The following is an 18,973-nucleotide window of genomic DNA, read 5'->3' as shown; positions in this document are numbered from 1 at the left end:
ATGGATTACACGAAGATTACAACATTTGGTGCATTAAAAACTTCGGGTTATAAACCTAAAACAATAAAAGAAGAATTGCGTCAGAATCTGATTACAAAAATAAAGGCGGGTGAAACCGTATTTAATGGAGTACATGGTTATGAAGATACCGTTATTCCAGAACTTGAAAGAGCAATTCTTTCCAAACACAACATTAATTTCTTGGGCCTTCGCGGTCAGGCGAAAACACGTCTAGCTAGGCTCATGGTCAACTTATTGGATGAATATGTGCCTGTGGTTCAAGGTTCAGAGATTAATGATGATCCGTTTAACCCTATATCGCGTTATGCGCTAGAACTTCTGCAGGAGAAAGGCGATGATACACCGATAAGTTGGCTAGGTAGAGGTGATCGTTTTGCGGAGAAACTGGCTACGCCAGATGTGACGGTCGCTGATTTGATTGGTGATGTAGATCCCATCAAAGCCGCAAATTTAAAACTGAGCTATGCAGACGATCGCGTGATTCACTTTGGTATGATTCCTCGGGCAAACCGTTCTATATTTGTCATTAATGAGCTGCCTGATCTTCAAGCTAGAATCCAGGTAGCCCTCTTCAATATATTGCAGGAGGGAGATATTCAGATCCGTGGTTTTAAGTTACGCTTACCGTTAGATGTACAATTTATATTTACTGCAAATCCGGAGGATTATACCAATAGAGGAAGTATTGTGACGCCACTGAAAGATCGCATAGGATCGCAGATACTCACACATTACCCTGCATCGGTTGAGATAGCAAAGGCAATTACAGCGCAGGAGGCGAATTTGGAAGCGGCCCAGAAGGAGCAGATATACATTCCTGAGCTGGCTAGGGAACTGATTGAGCAGATAAGCTTTGAAGCACGAAATAGTGAATATGTTGATGAAAAGAGCGGCGTGAGTGCGCGTATGAGCATTACAGCATTTCAAAACTTATTAAGCACCGCTGAATTGCGCATGCTCAGAAGTGGGGCGCAAGCAACTGCAGTACGACTGAGTGATTTTATGGGTATTGTGCCTGCGATAACCGGTAAAGTTGAGCTCGTTTATGAAGGCGAACAGGAAGGAGCGGGTATCGTCGCATTGCAGCTGATAGAAAACGCGATTAAAAATCTTTTTCCGATTTTATTCCCAAAAATTGAGAAACTGGAAAGAGAAAACGAACGTTATCCCTACGACGATATTATTCGTTGGTTTTCAGAATCAGAGGGGATCGAATTATCTGATGAACTCAACGATTCAACCTATCAGCAGGTTTTGGATCAAGTGAAGCCTATACATGCTTTAATTCAGCAATACCAGCCGGAAACGAAGCCCGAAGATCTCCATTTTCTGACCGAATTTGTATTATGGGGACTTACGCTCAACAATAAATTAAGTAAATATAGGTTGGGGACTGGCCTTCAGTTTCAAGATAACTTTCAGGGATATCTGAGAAATAATCTGTAACAGGCAACTAGTAACATGATGGGTAAGTGTACAGCGTAAACTTACCCATCTGGTTTTTAATTAGGTCTCACAAGGAAAAAGGGTGGATAACTATCTTTTCATTAAAATTAAGTCTATCGATAGGCCAATAATAACGACGACGACAGTGAATGACAGATACCCCAAAATATAAACTGCGAGCGCTTTTAAATAACTGGGTATTTTGTAGGGATCGAAAAATTGTCCAATAGCCCAGACGCTATATAACATAGCGACGATGCTAGCTTGCACCATAACGCTTGTATGTGTTACACCTTCTACTAATGCAAAAATAGTATAGATCAACATCGTCATTCCTAAAATAAAACACAGCAGGATGACAATTTCAAAAAGATTAAAACCGTATTTTTTAAAAAATAATTTAGCCCAGAAAGCGATAAACAATCCTATCATGATATTGGCGTAACCATAGTGGTCCTGGATCCAGAAGTATATCGAACCCGTGGTAGAATGTTGGGATTCGTAATAACTCACATATTTGTCGTTTACATGAAAAAAATGGCTTACTATAGAGTATATCAGTGAGGTGATGATGATAAAAATAATGGGTTTTACCAGGCGGCTTCGGTTCTCGGCAATATATTTTTTTACATTTTTTCCTGGTGTGGTAATAAGTTCACGAATCGTGTACAAGATTCCACGCTCGAAATGAAGGACATGTTCAATTTCGTGGACGATATAATGCGCATCAATTCTTTTAAGGACCGCTGGCTGCCCACATTTCGGATAGAAATTCAGTGTTATATCAGTCCCACAGTTTTTGCAATTTGTCATGTTTATACTATGCTATAGGTAATAAATTTGTTAATATTCGAGGATTCTATCCTTATCCTGTTATGTAGATCGTTGGCTTTTGCTCCTTATCGATTAGAATTTGTCCAAAAATATTATAGATTATGTCAATCAATGCTACACCTAAGTGTGGTTTTATACAAACCTCCTTCTCCCGCGAAGAAAATAGAATTAATGGGCTTTAGCGTAACCACCCCGTTCGCAGAATCTTTTGTTTATTTTGTTCAACCACTTAAATAAAACTATTATATTTGCAAAATACTTGAGTAGTCAAGTATTTTGCAAATAATAATATGACCGCAATTAATACGATTTTGAACATTATAAAAGTTCAATCTGTCATCACCAAAAAGTTTGATGGGTTGAGCTTGCATGGACTAAGTCTGACAGACTTTATGATCCTACATATTTTAAGTCAGGCTTCCGGGAACCGGTTACGGCGAATTGATCTGGCTGAAAGTACCGGTTTAACGGCCTCAGGGATTACACGGATTATTTCACCTATGGAAAAGATGGGGCTTGTTGTAAAAGCACACAATGATCGAGATGCCCGGGTCAGCTATGTGAAGCTTACCGCGGCTGGTGATCGAATTTTTAAAGAAGCGACTGTTACGGCTGAGCATATCGCCAATAAGCTATTGGACGGAATGGCCGTAACAGATCTCCTTATTTTTGCTGGGCAATTGAAATCATTGGGCGGAGATTTATAATTTTAATTTAAAAAACACATGAACAAAATAGATAAAAAACAATTGAAAGCCGAATTCTTGGAAAGTAAACCATTGATGGGAGTTTTAACAATTTACAATAGGGCCGAAAATAAAATACATATCGCTGATAGCATGAATTTAACGGCTCTTTCTAACAGAATCAGATTTATGTTAAACATGGGGCAATTTGACAACAAAAACTTGCAGGCGGATTGGAACCGATTGGGTGAGGGAAATTTCCTGTTTGAAAATGCAGTTATTATTCCATTTGAAAACGACAAAATCATTGATTATAAAAAAGTCGTACTTCACGCCGCAACTGAGTTGAAAAGTAAAGTGAGTGAAACAACAAGTATCTATTGATATGACAAGAAAGACGTATTTGTATCCCGGTTATGAAGCCGGAAGGAATCTGGCATTGAAAAATATCCAAGGTCCTATTGTAAATCTCAATTTAATTCAGTTGAGGAAAATCGCGGACTATACTAATTTTACGGAGATCGCGCCAATCAAAGAAATTTCTGGATACGATGCTTTCATGAATTATATAGAGCTAGCCAAACCTTTTGTGGAAGAAAGCGGCGGTGAGCTACTTTTTGTTGGGCATGGTGACCGGTTTCTGATAGGGCCCGATCAGGAACAGTGGGATATCTGTATGCTGATTAAACAGAAAAGTGTGTCCGATTTTTTTTCATTTGAACAAAATCCAGCTTATATGAAGATTATAGGGCATCGGATTGCAGCTATCTCGGATTCAAGACTTTTACCCTTGGAAAATGTCCCGTTTTAAACGATACTTATCATAAAAAAGCATCGCTAGTCGCTACAGATGGATCTAGATTAGCGATTGCACTATCAATTTGGCCATTAATAATTTTTTCAATAAATGCTTTAGCGAAGATATCAACCTTCTTGGCATCATCCGGGATACTGGACTCTACCGTTGAGTTACAACTCAGCAATCCGATGAGAATGGTAAACAAAAAATATATTTTTTTCATAATTTATTTTGGTTATTAGAATAGGTTACACACCTATAAATATAATTAAATTGTCTATTTGCATGTTTATCCACAAGGATTTTTTTTTGTTAAAACACGTAAAAAAGATTATTTATTCCGCGAGGTGTCGCTCGGAAGTAGATGCTATCATTGACAGGACCATGAAGCCAAAGCGATTACAGGTGTCAAAATGCATGTTGTCTATTTTATAAAGCTAAAGCGGTAGCGGTAGAAGCTTAGGTGAAGACCAGTTTAATAGATTAAAAATGTGGAACGACAGCATCGTTCCACAAAATGTTTTTCAGTGTAGTATTGTAGGATTCTTTTTACAGTATTCTTATCGAATCAATTCAGAAATTTAAAATGATGAGATAGGCATCTCCATTCATTTCAACAATTACTTCTCTTGAGTCAAGTTTACTTATGAGACAAATGTAACTTAGAATAGCAGTAGAAAGAATATGAAAAAGATACTTTTTTATGTGAAAATGGGAATATTTGGTTTTTTGCAGAAAAAAAATACCATCCTCTTTCATAATATTTTAGGCTCAAGCCCGGAGTATCGAAAAATTTATCCAGGAAAAATCTTAACATTGTCAAATTAATAGATCTGAGTATGACCAAAAACAATGAACTTCAGTTCGCAATAAAGCATATTGCTACCTAGTTTGAAAGATAAAGTATGAGCTCAAATTGGTACAATATGATACATTGTATCAATTTTACGCCGATTTGTTCCACCATGCTGAATTGTCATAAAAATTCTGTTGATTAGGTGTTTATTTGTTATAGCCTTGGATTAGATCCTGTGTTTAACTTCATCAAGAATTGCCCTGTAGAAAATTACGGCGATGAAAGCCGATCAATCTCCTGTTGATTCCTTTGGATGGACATTAATGCTAATTTTTTAAGTTATAGCAAATCAATTATGAACTCGTTCTATTCCATATAACCACATGAAAAGACAACATCGCTCCGTTTTTCTAAAATCTATTGTTTTAAGTAGCACAGCCTTTTTGGTTCTAGGTGTTCTTTTTTCCTGTTCGAGTAATCGAGGATTTTCGGGTAAGCAGGAGTCGATATATCGCCATGAACTTGATCGTTTAAAGGAAGTGGCAAAAAATAACCTAACAGACAATATAAAGGAGTTCAATGCTTACGAGCACCGGCCAAAATCGGACGGTGCTTTTGACGAATCCAACAACAAAGAATTCTTGGTCAATAACATTCCGTATTTTGAGAGTTCCAACGATACCCTAAGTCGCGTGTATAATTATCGTTGGTGGATGATCAGCAAGCATCTTCGGGATTATTACGATCCACATGATTCAAAGAAATATTGGGTTATAACAGAATTTTTCGGGTATCCCGCCTGGGGATCCTTGAGTGGAGCGATTACCTGCCCAACAGCGCATCAGTTTTACGATGTACGTTGGCTTCGTGATCCAAAATACCTTCAATCTTATGCCGAATATTTTATGCTTGGATCAGCTTCCAAATTAAATCAACGGGAAAACGATAATTTTTTGACCCATTTGAGCCGGCCCGAAAATGTTCATTTTTCCAGCTGGATGGTCGATGGTATTGAATCATTTTTAAAAATTCATCCCGATCAGGCCTGGACGCAAAAGATGCTTCCCGCAATGGAGACCCACCAGCACCTTTTGGATAGCCTATTCACTGTGAAAAATACCAATGCGAAGACAGACGGCATGTACAAAATTCTGGATCTGTACGATGGTATGGAGTTCAGCCTTTCGGCGGTACTTGGCTTAATTGAAAGTAAAGGGCCCTATGCTATTTATACCGATAGTACATGGAGAGATCTTTATTTAGGTTGGGGGACGACAGACAAGGTGGCAAATACGACTGCGGCGAAGGACTTTCCATTAGCCTTTACCAAAGGTTACCCTGATTTTTATTTGGTGCGCCCATCCGTTGGAAGTTATTCCTTTGGAAATAACAACGCATTGTACAATCTCTATAGACTGGAACAGCAACAACATCCTTCGATTACGAATAAGGCGAAAGCAGATTACTATAAGGTCAGAAGTCAGGAAATACGCCGAAAATTTCTCCAGACGCTTTGGAATTCAGATGATGGATTTTTTAATACCTTAACAGCTGGTGACAACGCCTATGGTGTTCGGGATTACGAAGCTCGGGTGCGGGAATCCGTTGGTTATACCCCCTGGTATTTCAATATGATACCGCCTGAGGATAATAAAAAGTATGAGGTAGCCTGGGCGATGTTTACTTCCGAAAAAGGTTTCAATAACCACAAAGGAATGACCACGGCCGAAAGACAACATCCCTATTACAATGAGCAGGCTTATGCTTGGAATGGTAGAGGATGGCCTTTTCAAAACTCGGTCGTCTATAAGGCATACAGCAACTATTTAAGGAATTATAAAAATCAAATCACTGCGCAGGACAAAGAGACCCTGTACGAACAAATTATGAAGCTTACCCGACTTCACGGTTATACCCACCCAAATATCGGTGAATGGTATATACCAAGTGATGGCGAGCAATTTGGTGGACAGAATGATTATTTTCATTCAACCTATCCTGACATGATCATAGCAGATCTCATTGGCTTTAAGGCGACCCATCACAACAGCTTTCAGCTTCAGCCGCTGATACCTGCTGGCAAAATGGATTATTTTTACCTCGGAAACTTAGACTATCATGGGAAAACGATCGACATTGTCTGGAAAGAAGACTGGGATCAAAACAAACCAGGAAAACAGCCTATGTTATGCATTTGGGTAGATCATGTTTTAAAGGCAAGCTGCAAGAATCTTGGTGTCAAAATAGACGTAAATTTAGACTAATAGCAACAGGTTTTTAACCAATTTAAAATACATCGATTGGATGAATCTATTTTAACGGAAATTTAGAAAATAAGACTCTATTGCACAACCGTCATTTAATTATACGGAACTCAATCGTTAAATTTGCGAAATTGAGCGGCACAATGGTAAATGATTACAAAAAATATGAGCTATTTGGAAGACCGATGATGCAAAAAATTGCTTTGAAGGCACCATTTACATTTGAATTTCCAGTAGCGGAACAGGCTTGCTTCCTCTATGTGCTGGAAGGGGAGATGCAATACCAAGCAAATGACGAAGAGCTAACTATTGTGAAGCATTATTCCTTATTGCTGAATTGTATTAATTCTGGAAAGCGAATCCACGATGTGAATCCAACGCAAGATTGTCAGCTGTTAATCGTCACTTTTTATCCAGATACCTTGAAGAAAGTTTACGATAGAGAGTTACCCTCGTTGCTGCTTGAACCCGAAAATATCATTTCAAACCAATCAAAAGAAAAAATTGACAATGATTTCCTGATCCAGAAATATGTGGAAGGCTTGCTGTTCTATTTTGAAAATCCTTCATTGATCAATGAAGATATACTGGTGCTCAAATTAAAAGAAATTATATTGCTCCTGTCCCAAACGAGAAACGCGTCGGTCATACGGGTGATATTATCACAGCTTTTTTCTTCAAGTACCTATTCGTTTAAACAGATCATCGAAGCCAATCTCTTTTCCCAATTGACCATTGAGCAGCTTGCGGAACAGAATAATCTGAGTGTTTCTTCATTTAAAAGAGAGTTTGCCAAATTATATCATGATACACCTGCCAGCTACATCAAAAATAAGAAGCTCGAAAAGGCGGCAGAGCTCCTTTCGGTTTCCAATCAGCGTGTTTCCGAAATTGCCTTTAACTGTGGATTTAACGACCTCGCAACATTTACAAAGAGTTTTAGTGACAAATACCAAATATCGCCAACAAATTATCGTCGACAGCTTAAAAGCAACTAAAAACCAATGGTCATTTGTATATGGTATTCCATTTTTATCGAGGGGACCAAGTTTTCTCCAATAAGATTGTAGTCCTGTTATTTGAACTAAAATATCAAATCTTTGAACGAAATCAAAAAACCATTTTTCTTATTCTATTGCAACTTTGTAGTGTTCTATTAAAGGGTTGTTATTCCATGGATTGTGCAGTGAAAGCGTGACAACGACCTTACATTACAGGAACATTTTTTTGAAAATTATCAACGTTAAAAATAGAAAAAATGAATTTATCAGGTTTAGGAGTTTTCCACACAGTTATTGGTCTTACAGCACTTTTAGGTGCTGTATTAGGATTTATCAGCTATGGCAAGATCAATCTTAAAGTATTATCGGGGAAGTTATATTTTTATGCGACAGTCATCACTTCTCTTACAGCATTAGGAATTTCGAAACAGGGCGGCTTCAATGCCGGACATATTTTTTCACTCTTTATCTTGGTTCTTGTAGCGGTGGCTTATTGGCTGCACGCAACAAAGAAAAGTAGTACGAAGGCTCGGTATTTTGAGAATTTTCTATGGTCATTCAGTTTTTTCTTGTCGCTGGTGCCCACCGTTAATGAGACCTTTACCAGAGTTCCAATCGGACACCCCTTGGCAAAGGATATAAATGATCCAATTATTGGACAGACCTTTCTTGTCCTTGTTGTGCTTTTTATTATTGCAGCCGTTTTTCAATACTTCAAACAAAAGAAAATCAACACTGGATTGGGATCAGAACTAAAAAGTCGTGTCCAGTAGATCTATTTTATCCAAGCCGTTCCCGAACGCTCATCTTTAGCGCCTTTCGATTCATGTGATGCTGTAATCTAGTTTGTTGTACATTATTTAAAATATGACAAACTAATCTTTTGCTTTTATTGTTAGAATTTGTAAGAGTTTAACAACATAATCATTTTGAAATATATGCTTAATTACGATTGTTTAAAGAAATTAAAGATGTGTGGCGGAAAAAATAATTCAACCGGATTACTTCTGGCAATGGTGGCGGGAGCGGCACTTGGTACATTGGTAGGTGTATTGGTGGCACCAAATAGTGGAAGAAAAACGCGAAAGAAAATCAAGGAAAAAACAAGGGATCTCAAAGAGCAGGCAAAACATAAATACGAAGAAGTAGCCGATAAAGTGAAAGAAGAGTATGATCATGTGTCATCCTCAATTAGCGAGACAGCAGGCCATGTGGTTGATAAGGTCTCTGATGAATTTGATAAGTATAAAGATCAAATAAGTGCTAAGACTGCCGAAGAGACAAAAGCGATTAAGGATGCAGTTAAAGATCAAAAAGAAAAATAATTTTTGATTCAAACAGCAGAACTGGCAATAGACATTGTGCGGTCTGCTGTTTCTTTTTTGATCTTCACCTCTTAAATTATAATGTCCATGCCCAGGTGGATCATTTCTCCCATATCCAATGGTCATCCGATGGTTTTCGTTAGCTTTCAGTATCTTAGTGAAATCCGGTTCGAAATTCCAGGGGCGAAAGTTTGGTTTTTGTTTTAAACAATTTGCTGAATGACTGTGAATGTTCAAAGCCTAATTCATAAGCGATTTGACTAACAGAAAGTGCCGTTGTTGACAATTTCTCCTTTGCTTTTTCAATCAGTTTTTCGTGAATATGCTGTTGGGTGCTTTGTCCCGTTAGTACTTTAAGCAAACTGCTGAGATACTTAGAGGAAATATTTAAGCTATCTGCAATGTATTGAACGGATGGAAGACCCTTTGAGATCAAACCATCTGTAGAAAAATAAGCATTCAGCAGTTCTTCCAGGCGATTTAAAACCTGATGATTGGCTTTCTCTCGCGTCAGGAATTGTCGGTTGTAAAAACGCTCCGAATAATTCAGTAATGTTTCGAGGTTTGATACAATAATGTTCTTGCTGAATTTGTCCATATTTGCTCGATATTCCCGTTTGATATTTCCAATAATATCGTTTAGTGTTTTCTCTTCACTTTCTGAAAGAAATAAAGCTTCATTTGCCGAATAATCGAAGAATTCATGCTCTTTAATGGTTTTCGCCAATGTGGTATTCCATAAAAAGTCCGGATGAATAAGCAACATCCACCCGCTTCGGTTTACGTTGGCAACAGCGTCATTTTCTTCCAGTTTCAGCAATTGATTGGGCGACATAAAGCCGAGTACACCGTTGTCAAAATCAAAGAGCTGCTGCCCATAGCGCATTTTGCCTGTGATGCCTCTTTTATTGGAAATGACATAAAAATCAAACAATAAGGCAGAAGCATCATCCAAAGGAGAACGTTTCATCTTTGAATAGTCCACAACACTGAGCAATGGATGCTCAGGCTGTGGTAAACCTCTTAATTGATGAAATTCACTGATCGTTTTTATACGCTGTGTTCGACTTTGTGGCATATAACAAATTTATAAATAATTCTGATGAACATCTTCCAATAAACCGATATGCGTAGGCGACCAATCTAATTGCTGCTGTGTCTCAAAACTTGTCGCCGGGCTATCGAAGGTGATGAAATGGCTCAGCCATTGGAAATGTTTGACAATATCTTCACCCCGTAATGAAGTAACAGGCAAATGTAATTTCGTGCCGATCAGTTCAGCAATTGCACTGATTTTAATGCCAGTTTCGCCAATAGCGTTGTACAATGCCCCAATTTCGGCTTTCTCGGCCGCCTTGCAGAAAACTTTTGCAGCGTCTAAACGATGAACTGCTGGCCAACGATTGTCCCCATTTAAGGGATAGGTCGAAACACCATGATCGCGTGCAAATTGGATCAGACTTGATGTGAAGCCTGCCATAAAGCCAAGATCACTGCTGCCGTGAACAGAGGGTGGTAAGCGAACCACTGAAGCATGGACACCTTTTGCTGCCAGGGCCATTGCCGAAGGTTCTGAACCTCTCGGTGAATTTAGGAGTGTACTTTCCTCTGTGACGAACCCGTTGATAAGTGGTAGACCCAAGGTTCCAGCTGTAACGACAAGCGGTTTTTGTGTACCGAGTAGCACTTCGCCCATGGCATTGATCGCATTGATATCAATTTCGGCAGCTTTTGCATATTCATTTGCAAACATCAGATCGTGGGAAAACCCCGTATGGATGACGGCGTCGGCGTTTGAAGCGGCTTGTTTTAATATATCCAAGTGTTGAAGATCGCCACGGATTACCTTAGCACGCAAATTGGCGATTATCTCTGCTGATTTTTCTGAGCGTGCTAAACCATTTACTTGATGTCCCGCATCGATCATTTCTTGAACGACTGCTGAACCTATGAAGCCCGAAGCTCCAGTTATAAATACTTTCATAATCTTTTTTTTCTTGAGACAAAGTTCTGTGTAAAGTTGCCCGCAGATGTATCCAAATGTCAGAATGTTGTAGCCATCTTTCAGAAAATCGATGAACTTGTATTTCGTAAGCTGCAGTATTTTTCAAAACAAGGCTTCTTTCATGAAAGGAGTATCGTATTAAAGCCTCGAAATGATCAGTCAAACTGTCCCATATACAAACGATAATATTTACCTTTTTGCTTTAAGAGTTCTGCATGCGAACCGAACTCGGCGATTCTCCCTTTTTCGATCAGACAGATTACGTCGGCATTCCTTATGGTCGAGAGTCTATGGGCAATGACGAAGCTTGTTTTGTCTTGCATTAACCGGTCAATACCTTCCTGAATAGCAATTTCAGTGCGTGTATCGATTGAGCTGGTCGCCTCATCCAATATTAAGACTGGCGTATTGGCCACAGTTGCCCGGGCGATGTTAATTAACTGCCGCTGTCCCTGACTCAGATTGGCCCCGTCATTGGTCAATTCGGTTTTATACCCTTGTGGCAGTTGCATGATAAAGCTATCTGCGGCAGCAAGCTTTGCTGCCGCTATCACTTCATCATCCGTTGCGGTGAGCCTGCCATAACGGATGTTTTCCATGACCGTATCGGTAAACAAATGTGTGTCCTGAAATACAATAGACAGTTTTTTACGCAGTTCATTGCGATCCAACTTAAAAATCGATGTCTTGTCTAAAAGAATATCCCCGGATAGCAAAGGGTAAAAGCGAGGTAGCAAATTGATAATTGTCGACTTGCCGGCGCCAGTCTCACCCACGAAAGCGATCTTTTGTCCTGGTTTTACGTCGATGTCAATATCAAATAAAACCTGTTTTTCGGGTACATAGCCAAAATTTACATGCGATAGTGTCACTTGGCCCTGAATCGGGTCCGGCATTGGCAATGAATCTATCGTTTCACTTTCAGGAGCCGTGTCAATAACGGCAAAAATACGTTCTGCGCCCGCAAGAGCTGCCTGTAAGCTGTTATATTGGCTGGAAATCTCGTTTACAGGCCGTCCAAATTGCCGTGCATACTGTAAAAATGCAGTTAACCCCCCTAAATCAAATCCACGTGTGATCACTAGAATACCACCTGCGATGGTAGTCAGCGCGTAGTTAATGGTGCTCATATTCGCCATCAAAGGCATCATCATTCCAGAATAAAACTGGGCCTTTGTTGCTTTTTCCCGCAGTACCTGATTAAGCTGCTCAAATTGTTCGATGGCGGCGTTTTCGTGGCCAAAAACCTTAACTACCTTTTGTCCGCTGATCATTTCCTCCACATAGCCATTGGCATTGCCGAGCGCAGCTTGGTTGGCGACAAAAAAACTCTTGCTCTTGTTGATGATCAGTTTCGCCAGATATAACATCAGCGGAATCATGATCAATGCAATAATCGATAGGATAGGGCTGATATACAGCATGAGGGCGAGTGTCCCCAACAAAGTAATTGAGCTGATTAAAAGCTGTGTGATACTATTATTCAGGGCATCGCTTACTGTATCCATGTCATTGGTGAAGCGACTCATCAGATCACCATGCTGATGGGTATCGTAAAATTGCAAAGGGAGGTACTGCATGCGGTCGAACAGATCATTTCGGAGGTTAGAAATCGTTTTCTGAGCCACTTTTATGGTCAGTCGGTATTGCAACATGTTGAAAATTCCTGTAGCGATATAAATTCCGATCATGACCAGGGCAATTTGGCCTAGACCAACAATATCTTTTTTGAGGACATAATTGTTGATCGCAGGCCTTAAAAGGTAGTTGCCTGCCAGTGTCCCCGCAGTTCCCAGCAAAAGTGAAATTAAAATCAGCAGGAGCATCAGCCGTTGCGAAGAAAGGTAGCGCATCAATCGCCATAAAGCTTTAAATCCCTGTTGAGGCTTTTCATTTTTAATGCGTCTTGAACTACCGGGGCCAGGTAAACTCACGGGAATGGATTTGTTTGAGGTACTCATTAGGCTTCTTCTTTTTGCAGGTGTTGTGACTGATAAATTTCCTGATAGCTGGTATTTGTTTGCAGAAGTACATCGTGTGATCCAGAACCGACAATGCGGCCTTCTTCCATGACCAATATTTGGTCGGCATGCATGACGCTCGAAATACGCTGCGCGATAATCAATAGTGTGGTGTTCTGCAGATAATTTTTTAAACCTTCACGTATTTTTCGATCGGTATCGATGTCCACAGCACTTGTACTGTCGTCCATAATCAAGATTTTAGGTTTCTTCAATAAAGCCCTGGCAATACATATGCGTTGTTTTTGTCCTCCTGAAACATTGACGCCTCCTTGTCCCAGTAGTGTCTGATAGCCGCTGGGAAAGGAGCGTATAAAATCGTCTGCACAGGCAATCCTAGCAGCGGCATAAATATCCTCTTCTGTTGCCTGCTCATTTCCCCATTTGAGATTTTCTAAAATCGTTCCTGAAAAAAGTTGGTTCTGCTGCAACACAATCGCAATCTGGCTGCGCAGTTCCTGTAGTTGGTAATTTCTGACATCGATGCCATCTACTAAAACGGCACCTTCAGACACATCATATAGTCGTGGAATTAATTGTACCAAAGTGCTCTTTCCCGAACCTGTGCCACCTATGATTGCTAGGGTAGTCGCAGGCTTTACTTCGAAGCTAATATTGTCAAGGTTGGGTTTTTCACTTTGTATGTTGTAACGGAAAGTGACTTGCTTAAATGCGATCCGTCCCGTTGTGATGGCGTATCTATTTTGGAGGCCTTCCGCAGTATCCGTTAAGGAGGGTTGTTTCTCTAAAACTTCTTCAATTCTATCGCCAGAAGCGATTGCCCTTGAAATCATCATGAAAGTCAATGAAAGCAGCATCAAAGAAATAAGGATTTGCGTGATATAACTTAGAAATGACATCAATCCACCCAGCGCAAGCGTTCCGGTCATTACTTTCTGTCCGCCAAACCAAGTCACGGCAACAAGCGACAAACCCATCACCAATTGCATGACAGGCATGATAAGGACAACGATGCTCGAAGCTTTGGTGGCAACATCCATCAGATCGAAATTCACTTTGTCGAATTTCTTTTTCTCAAAATCCTGTCGTACAAAAGCTTTTACCACCCGCACATTGAGCAGATTTTCCTGCACAACACTATTGACACGGTCAACCGCCTGCTGCATCTTGATAAAAAAGGGGAGTCCTTTGCGTAATAAAATAAAAATACTTAAGGCCAATATAGGCAATGCAATGGCCATCACGATGGACAGATCCTTATTAATAGAAACTGCAAAGATAATGGCAAAAACCATCATAAGGGGTGCTCTTAGAAGCATACGCAAGCACATCATCATGACTTGCTGCATCATATTGGTGTCGTTGGTGAGCCGTGTTGTAAGCGAGGCCGAACTGAAATAATCGGTATCCGCAAAAGCAAAGGATTGTATTTTTCGAAACAAGGCCGTCCGGAGATTCGTCGCAAAACCCACCGACGCGTGTGCAGAGTAATAGATGTTGCATAAATTGGCAACGATAGCAACGATGGCTAATCCGATCATGGCCAATCCAATTTTCAAAATGTAGTTGATATCTTTATGCAAGATTCCGTCGTCGACAATGATAGACATCAGACGGGGTTGTACAATCTCGCAAAATACATCGATCACAACGAAAAAAGGAATAATCAAAAAAGCCTTTCTAAATGACTTGGTATAAGGGGTAAACGTGGAAAGCTTCATCTGCCTGTATATCCATTAAATCATCTAGTCCAGTTTGTAAGCCTGAACGCTGTTACTCCTAACGGTAGGCACATACAGCATACCTGAAGATTTGTCGTATCCGATATCGGCAGCGTTTATCTTTTTGTCACGTGTGTCAAGTAATACAGCATTGGAGCCGTCAGGTTTGACATGGTAGATCAGTCCTTGCCAGCCAGAAACTACAAATTCGTTGGGTTTAATTTGTACGACACCGTCCAATCCGCCTTCCATACCTTTCGATATTACGGTAGTTTTTTTATCCTGATCTATCTTAACAAGCGCGCCATCCGATAGCACATACAAGTCTTTGCCGACAGCCAGCAACCCATTTGCACCTTTTAGGTTTTCTGCATACAGCATAGGAGAGTCGTTTTCAATGCGATAGATTTTTCCAAGTCGCGTGTCACTTACATAAACGATACCCTTTGAGTCAACAGTAATGTCATTGAGCAGCTCAGCACCATCGATGGTAATTCTTTTTACGATGCTTGCTTTATCTATATCGATGACGGCAATGGATTTAGAGAATGCTTCAGCCGCGTAGAGCCGGTTTTTGTGGATTCCTATACCCAAAACAGCATTGAGTCCTGTAACCCAATCTCTTTTGATAAATTTTCCGTCCATATCCAGTTTACTGATGAATGCTGTAGTATTAGGTTCGAAGGCGATCGTATTTGAAACATAGAGTACTTTGTTCTTGGCATCTACCCAAACGGACTCTGGAGATCTTAGGGTGGTGTCCGATTGCCATTGAGGCGTTAAAGACTTCTGTCCAAATAGGACTTGTACAAACATGATAAGGGTTAATGTTAACGTAATTTTCATAGAAAATCGGATTGAGATTTATATTAGTTTAATTTATTCGAATTAAATAACGATTACCCAAGGGAACTTTGGTCTTCCGCTAAAGAAGAAATAGTTGTAGTCAAGAAAAAAAATCGACCATTGAGTTTATTTAATATACAGAATTTAGATCGTATTGTTTTCTTTTTTCGAAAGAAAACCTCATCGGATCGCTCAGCTCAATTACTTCTTTATAAATAAACTGGTGCAGCATTTATTTTCAATATACAGCAAAATTACTGTACGCACATTAAACGTATTTATAAATAATTTTTCATTTTATACAGATTTATGGAAGCTATTAATTTCTTGTTAATAGTTTATTAATGGTACATAATAACTTTGATTTCAAGAATAACCTCAGTAAAACTTTAGCCTTCCGGAACAGCGAGGCAGTATGGGGACCAGCATTGAAATAAACCAATATGTATAAACCAGTCTTCAACCATTTATAAAAAAATCACTTAATTATGAGTATTAAACAGCAAAAAAAAGTATGTATAATCTTCTTGTTGATCGCTTTGATGATGTCCTGTTCAAAGAGCGAAAAGAAGATTGAAGAATCTATCCCGAAAGAGGAGGCCAAAAAAGCGAATGGCAACAATGGGCTTTCCGTGACAGGCGATGTCGTTGGGCAGATTACCGTGGGATACCAGGGCTGGTTTTCCTGTGCGGGTGACAATTCACCCATGGGAACACATTGGTGGCACTGGACTGAGGCTTGGCAACAGACCCCGACCCAAGGTAATTTCCATATTCCTTCTTGGCCTGACAACAGCGAATACCAAAAAAAATACAATACCAATTTACCGGCATTGGGCAATGGTTCGCCTGCATCTCTGTTTTCTTCATTTGACGATCAGACAGTCAATGTCCAATTTAAATGGATGAAGGATTACGGTATCCACACGGCGGCATTGCAGCGATTTAATCCGACAGGGATAGAAGGTCCCATTCGTAATGCGATTACGGCTAAAGTTAAAACTGCCGCCGAGCAACATGGTATCAAATTCTATATCATGTATGATGTGTCGGCTTGGGTTAATATGCAGGCTGAGATAAAAAATGATTGGCTAAATCTGATGAAACAATATACCCAGTCTACTGCCTATGCCAAACAGAACGGCAAGCCTGTGGTCGGTATTTGGGGATTCGGTTTTAATGACAACAACCATCCCTGGTCAGCAGCCGTTTGTCTGGAGGTTATTCAGTGGTTTCGCGATCAAGGCTGCTATGTCATGGGCGGTACGCCAACACACTGGAGGTTGGCACAAACAGGAGGAGATTCGAGACAAGGCTATATCGATGTCTACAAATCATTTGATATGTTGTCACCTTGGATGGTAGGCCGCATCGGAACCATTGCAGACGTGGATCATTATGCGCAGCATATCCAAAATGCTGATCTACAGTTTTGCAATTTAAATAACATAGACTATCAGCCCTGTGTATTGCCGGGGTCACTGCAGGAGGGGCAACGAAAACATGGTGATTTTATGTGGCGACAATTCTATAATTTGACCGCGCTTGGTGTCAAGAGTATGTATGTGTCCATGTTTGATGAGTACAACGAATCCAATCAGATAGCGAAGACAGCTGCAACTCAACAGGATGTTCCTGTTGGGCTGGGGATTAAATCTATGGATGAAGATGGGACTGTTTGTTCTTCAGATTATTATCTCCGGATTACAATGGATGGTGGGAAGATGCTAAAGGGACAGATAGGGCTAAGCCCAAATAGACCAACATCCCCTCAATAAGTCAACTTTAACGTACACAATTGGTTTATATAGTTTAATAGTGTAGCCGAATCTTTGTCATGAAGATTCGGTTTTTATACTGTTTATTATCCGATCAGAAAAGCATTTTTCATTTCCAATTCAGACTTTCTTTAGTAACTTTAATCCATTGTAAACGCTGAACTCATCGTTTATAAGACTTTGCAGAATACGTTTTGCCTTGTACAACGTTGATCGGCAAGGTTGTTATGTATCGTCCTTGGTCGCAAGTCCAAGGGTGTTCATCGACCTAAGTAAAGACGATTCTGGGATGGTTTCGTGCTTATATCGATTGTCATGTTTCAAAAAAAAATAAAAAAAATGCTCTTTATAATTTTATTCATTGTTGCGGTAGTCGCCGCAGGTGTTGCCTATTATTTATTCACCAATGGTAACGTTAATGTAGATATGGCTTTGAAATCAGCTACGCTATATGGATTTAAAGTTAAGGGGTTGGACGGCTCGTCCATTGATTTCGCGCAATTTAAAGGTAAAAAGATACTCGTTGTAAACACCGCTTCTAAATGTGGGTTTACACCTCAGTACGAGGGTCTTGAACGCTTATATAAAAGATTCAGTGATAAGTTGGTTATTATAGGTTTTCCTTCAAATGATTTTTTAGACCAAGAACCTGGTAAGGATGCCGAAATAGCTGCTTTTTGTCAACGGAATTACGGCGTAACTTTTCCGATGGCAGCAAAGATTGATGTTAAAGGAAAACGGCAGGCGCCTATTTATCAGTGGTTGACCAACAAAAGCTTGAACGGCGTAGAAAGTTCTGCTGTCTTGTGGAATTTTCAGAAATATCTAATCGATGAAAATGGCAGGCTTATGAAGCATTTTCTTCCAAAAATAGATCCCGAGGATCCTGCAATTGTGGCGTTGCTCGAGTAGTTAGATAGCGCTCATTCAACTTTCTTTAAACATTTGAAAGTCCGCGGTAGTGGATGGCTGCAGAATGGGAGAAATTCTTTAATAGAACCGCCAGTCAAATTACTAATGAGTTCATCGATTGATTTGCCAGCTTTTCTAAATCCTGTCCCCTTAAAATCTGTTATATAAATATCCAGTTCGCCTGCTGCATCAATTTCATAGTCCCAAAAGAGATAGTAGCCATTGTCGCTGGAAGCGAAGGGAAACAATCGCTTTACGATTGGCAGCGAGCAGTCAGGACCTATTTCAAACCAGATATCATCATTTTTAACATCATCAATATAGGTATTTCTAATTTCATCGGATCTAACAGTTAATGAATCTCCATAGTTGCCCATCGGAATATAAATATGAAATTCACCTAATGCTAACCCGTATCCATAGTTTTTTACAAAGGATTTGTATGATTTAGGAAAAGCTTTTCCATTTGGGAATCTAAAATTCTCGAGAATTGACTGATCCCCAAATTCAGAAGGTGTACCTTCTATTTGCAGATCAAAGGTATTATTTAGCATAAC

General features: G+C 39.8%; 18 protein-coding genes. 10 read left to right on the top strand and 8 right to left on the bottom strand.

Going from position 1 to position 18,973, the window contains the following annotated elements:
* Positions 1–1,467, top strand: coding sequence for a sigma 54-interacting transcriptional regulator (locus tag HS960_RS10775; RefSeq protein ID WP_182332601.1), 1,467 nt, complete (start codon positions 1–3; stop codon positions 1,465–1,467).
* A gap of 90 nt (positions 1,468–1,557) precedes the next feature.
* Here the strand turns inward: HS960_RS10775 and HS960_RS10770 are convergent, their stop codons facing one another.
* Positions 1,558–2,280, bottom strand: coding sequence for a DUF3667 domain-containing protein (locus HS960_RS10770; protein ID WP_182332598.1), 723 nt, complete (start codon positions 2,278–2,280; stop codon positions 1,558–1,560).
* Positions 2,281–2,591: 311 nt separating this feature from the next.
* On the opposite strand from HS960_RS10770, the gene HS960_RS10765 reads away from it, so the two are divergent.
* From HS960_RS10765 to HS960_RS10755, 3 genes are read left to right on the top strand one after another with little or no spacing between them, the layout of a single operon-like run.
* Positions 2,592–3,008, top strand: a complete 417-nt coding sequence (locus tag HS960_RS10765; protein WP_182332596.1) for a MarR family winged helix-turn-helix transcriptional regulator — start codon at positions 2,592–2,594, stop codon at positions 3,006–3,008.
* A gap of 18 nt (positions 3,009–3,026) precedes the next feature.
* Positions 3,027–3,371: a GIY-YIG nuclease family protein gene (locus tag HS960_RS10760; RefSeq protein WP_153845472.1), complete on the top strand. Its 345-nt coding sequence runs from the start codon at positions 3,027–3,029 to the stop codon at positions 3,369–3,371.
* The gene (locus HS960_RS10755) at positions 3,349–3,798 is read left to right on the top strand and encodes a hypothetical protein (RefSeq protein ID WP_202883786.1); all 450 of its coding nucleotides are present in this window, start codon (positions 3,349–3,351) and stop codon (positions 3,796–3,798) included. The genes HS960_RS10760 and HS960_RS10755 overlap by 23 nt, the downstream gene beginning before the upstream one ends.
* Positions 3,799–3,808: 10 nt before the next feature.
* Here HS960_RS10755 and HS960_RS10750 read toward each other — a convergent pair whose 3' ends face one another.
* Positions 3,809–4,009: a hypothetical protein gene (locus tag HS960_RS10750; RefSeq protein ID WP_159728522.1), complete on the bottom strand. Its 201-nt coding sequence runs from the start codon at positions 4,007–4,009 to the stop codon at positions 3,809–3,811.
* 956 nt (positions 4,010–4,965) lie between these two features.
* On the opposite strand from HS960_RS10750, the gene HS960_RS10745 reads away from it, so the two are divergent.
* The 4 genes from HS960_RS10745 to HS960_RS10730 all read left to right on the top strand — a co-directional run bounded on the left by HS960_RS10745 (position 4,966) and on the right by HS960_RS10730 (position 9,172).
* Positions 4,966–6,846 carry an MGH1-like glycoside hydrolase domain-containing protein gene (locus HS960_RS10745; protein WP_182332594.1) on the top strand — a complete coding sequence of 627 codons (1,881 nt, stop codon included), beginning with the start codon at positions 4,966–4,968 and terminating at the stop codon, positions 6,844–6,846.
* A 185-nt stretch (positions 6,847–7,031) separates the two neighbouring features.
* Positions 7,032–7,844, top strand: coding sequence for a helix-turn-helix domain-containing protein (locus HS960_RS10740; protein WP_228280277.1), 813 nt, complete (start codon positions 7,032–7,034; stop codon positions 7,842–7,844).
* Positions 7,845–8,104: 260 nt separating this feature from the next.
* Positions 8,105–8,620 (top strand): hypothetical protein, encoded by a 516-nt coding sequence (locus tag HS960_RS10735; protein WP_182332590.1) that lies wholly within the window; start codon positions 8,105–8,107, stop codon positions 8,618–8,620.
* Positions 8,621–8,785: 165 nt separating this feature from the next.
* Positions 8,786–9,172, top strand: coding sequence for a YtxH domain-containing protein (locus tag HS960_RS10730; RefSeq protein WP_202883785.1), 387 nt, complete (start codon positions 8,786–8,788; stop codon positions 9,170–9,172).
* Between the two features lie 154 nt (positions 9,173–9,326).
* Here HS960_RS10730 and HS960_RS10725 read toward each other — a convergent pair whose 3' ends face one another.
* From HS960_RS10725 to HS960_RS10705, 5 genes are all read right to left on the bottom strand, one after another.
* Positions 9,327–10,250, bottom strand: coding sequence for a helix-turn-helix domain-containing protein (locus HS960_RS10725; RefSeq protein WP_182332589.1), 924 nt, complete (start codon positions 10,248–10,250; stop codon positions 9,327–9,329).
* 9 nt (positions 10,251–10,259) lie between these two features.
* On the bottom strand, positions 10,260–11,156 hold the full coding sequence (locus HS960_RS10720; protein WP_182332587.1) for an SDR family oxidoreductase: 897 nt from the start codon (positions 11,154–11,156) through the stop codon (positions 10,260–10,262).
* A 176-nt stretch (positions 11,157–11,332) separates the two neighbouring features.
* Positions 11,333–13,138, bottom strand: coding sequence for an ABC transporter ATP-binding protein (locus HS960_RS10715; RefSeq protein ID WP_182332585.1), 1,806 nt, complete (start codon positions 13,136–13,138; stop codon positions 11,333–11,335).
* Positions 13,138–14,880, bottom strand: coding sequence for an ABC transporter ATP-binding protein (locus HS960_RS10710; RefSeq protein WP_182332583.1), 1,743 nt, complete (start codon positions 14,878–14,880; stop codon positions 13,138–13,140). The genes HS960_RS10715 and HS960_RS10710 overlap by 1 nt, the downstream gene beginning before the upstream one ends.
* A gap of 24 nt (positions 14,881–14,904) precedes the next feature.
* Positions 14,905–15,726 (bottom strand): SMP-30/gluconolactonase/LRE family protein, encoded by an 822-nt coding sequence (locus HS960_RS10705; protein ID WP_159728506.1) that lies wholly within the window; start codon positions 15,724–15,726, stop codon positions 14,905–14,907.
* A gap of 488 nt (positions 15,727–16,214) precedes the next feature.
* On the opposite strand from HS960_RS10705, the gene HS960_RS10700 reads away from it, so the two are divergent.
* Both HS960_RS10700 and HS960_RS10695 read left to right on the top strand, forming a co-directional pair.
* A complete protein-coding gene (locus HS960_RS10700) occupies positions 16,215–17,504 on the top strand; it encodes a glycoside hydrolase family 71/99-like protein (protein ID WP_182332581.1) in 1,290 nt (429 codons plus the stop codon).
* Between the two features lie 339 nt (positions 17,505–17,843).
* Positions 17,844–18,416 (top strand): glutathione peroxidase, encoded by a 573-nt coding sequence (locus HS960_RS10695; protein WP_182332579.1) that lies wholly within the window; start codon positions 17,844–17,846, stop codon positions 18,414–18,416.
* 11 nt (positions 18,417–18,427) lie between these two features.
* On the opposite strand, the gene HS960_RS10690 is transcribed toward HS960_RS10695, so the two are convergent.
* Positions 18,428–18,970, bottom strand: a complete 543-nt coding sequence (locus tag HS960_RS10690; protein ID WP_182332577.1) for an SMI1/KNR4 family protein — start codon at positions 18,968–18,970, stop codon at positions 18,428–18,430.
* Positions 18,971–18,973 lie beyond the last annotated feature (3 nt).

Origin of the sequence: Sphingobacterium paramultivorum (genome assembly GCF_014109745.1) — a bacterium.
GTDB classification, from domain to species: Bacteria; Bacteroidota; Bacteroidia; order Sphingobacteriales; family Sphingobacteriaceae; genus Sphingobacterium; species Sphingobacterium paramultivorum.
Note: the sequence above shows the minus strand (reverse complement) of the source record. Positions and strands in the feature narration are given on the sequence as shown.

Excerpts from the sequence above, each read along its gene's own strand:
- HS960_RS10775 (WP_182332601.1), top strand. The coding sequence starts at position 1 with ATGGATTACACGAAGATTACAACATTTGGTGCATTAAAAACTTCGGGT.
- HS960_RS10770 (WP_182332598.1), bottom strand. The coding sequence starts at position 2,280 with ATGACAAATTGCAAAAACTGTGGGACTGATATAACACTGAATTTCTAT.
- HS960_RS10765 (WP_182332596.1), top strand. The coding sequence starts at position 2,592 with ATGACCGCAATTAATACGATTTTGAACATTATAAAAGTTCAATCTGTC.
- HS960_RS10760 (WP_153845472.1), top strand. The coding sequence starts at position 3,027 with ATGAACAAAATAGATAAAAAACAATTGAAAGCCGAATTCTTGGAAAGT.
- HS960_RS10750 (WP_159728522.1), bottom strand. The coding sequence starts at position 4,009 with ATGAAAAAAATATATTTTTTGTTTACCATTCTCATCGGATTGCTGAGT.
- HS960_RS10745 (WP_182332594.1), top strand. The coding sequence starts at position 4,966 with ATGAAAAGACAACATCGCTCCGTTTTTCTAAAATCTATTGTTTTAAGT.
- HS960_RS10740 (WP_228280277.1), top strand. The coding sequence starts at position 7,032 with ATGATGCAAAAAATTGCTTTGAAGGCACCATTTACATTTGAATTTCCA.
- HS960_RS10735 (WP_182332590.1), top strand. The coding sequence starts at position 8,105 with ATGAATTTATCAGGTTTAGGAGTTTTCCACACAGTTATTGGTCTTACA.
- HS960_RS10730 (WP_202883785.1), top strand. The coding sequence starts at position 8,786 with ATGCTTAATTACGATTGTTTAAAGAAATTAAAGATGTGTGGCGGAAAA.
- HS960_RS10725 (WP_182332589.1), bottom strand. The coding sequence starts at position 10,250 with ATGCCACAAAGTCGAACACAGCGTATAAAAACGATCAGTGAATTTCAT.
- HS960_RS10720 (WP_182332587.1), bottom strand. The coding sequence starts at position 11,156 with ATGAAAGTATTTATAACTGGAGCTTCGGGCTTCATAGGTTCAGCAGTC.
- HS960_RS10715 (WP_182332585.1), bottom strand. The coding sequence starts at position 13,138 with ATGAGTACCTCAAACAAATCCATTCCCGTGAGTTTACCTGGCCCCGGT.
- HS960_RS10710 (WP_182332583.1), bottom strand. The coding sequence starts at position 14,880 with ATGAAGCTTTCCACGTTTACCCCTTATACCAAGTCATTTAGAAAGGCT.
- HS960_RS10705 (WP_159728506.1), bottom strand. The coding sequence starts at position 15,726 with ATGAAAATTACGTTAACATTAACCCTTATCATGTTTGTACAAGTCCTA.
- HS960_RS10700 (WP_182332581.1), top strand. The coding sequence starts at position 16,215 with ATGAGTATTAAACAGCAAAAAAAAGTATGTATAATCTTCTTGTTGATC.
- HS960_RS10695 (WP_182332579.1), top strand. The coding sequence starts at position 17,844 with ATGCTCTTTATAATTTTATTCATTGTTGCGGTAGTCGCCGCAGGTGTT.
- HS960_RS10690 (WP_182332577.1), bottom strand. The coding sequence starts at position 18,970 with ATGCTAAATAATACCTTTGATCTGCAAATAGAAGGTACACCTTCTGAA.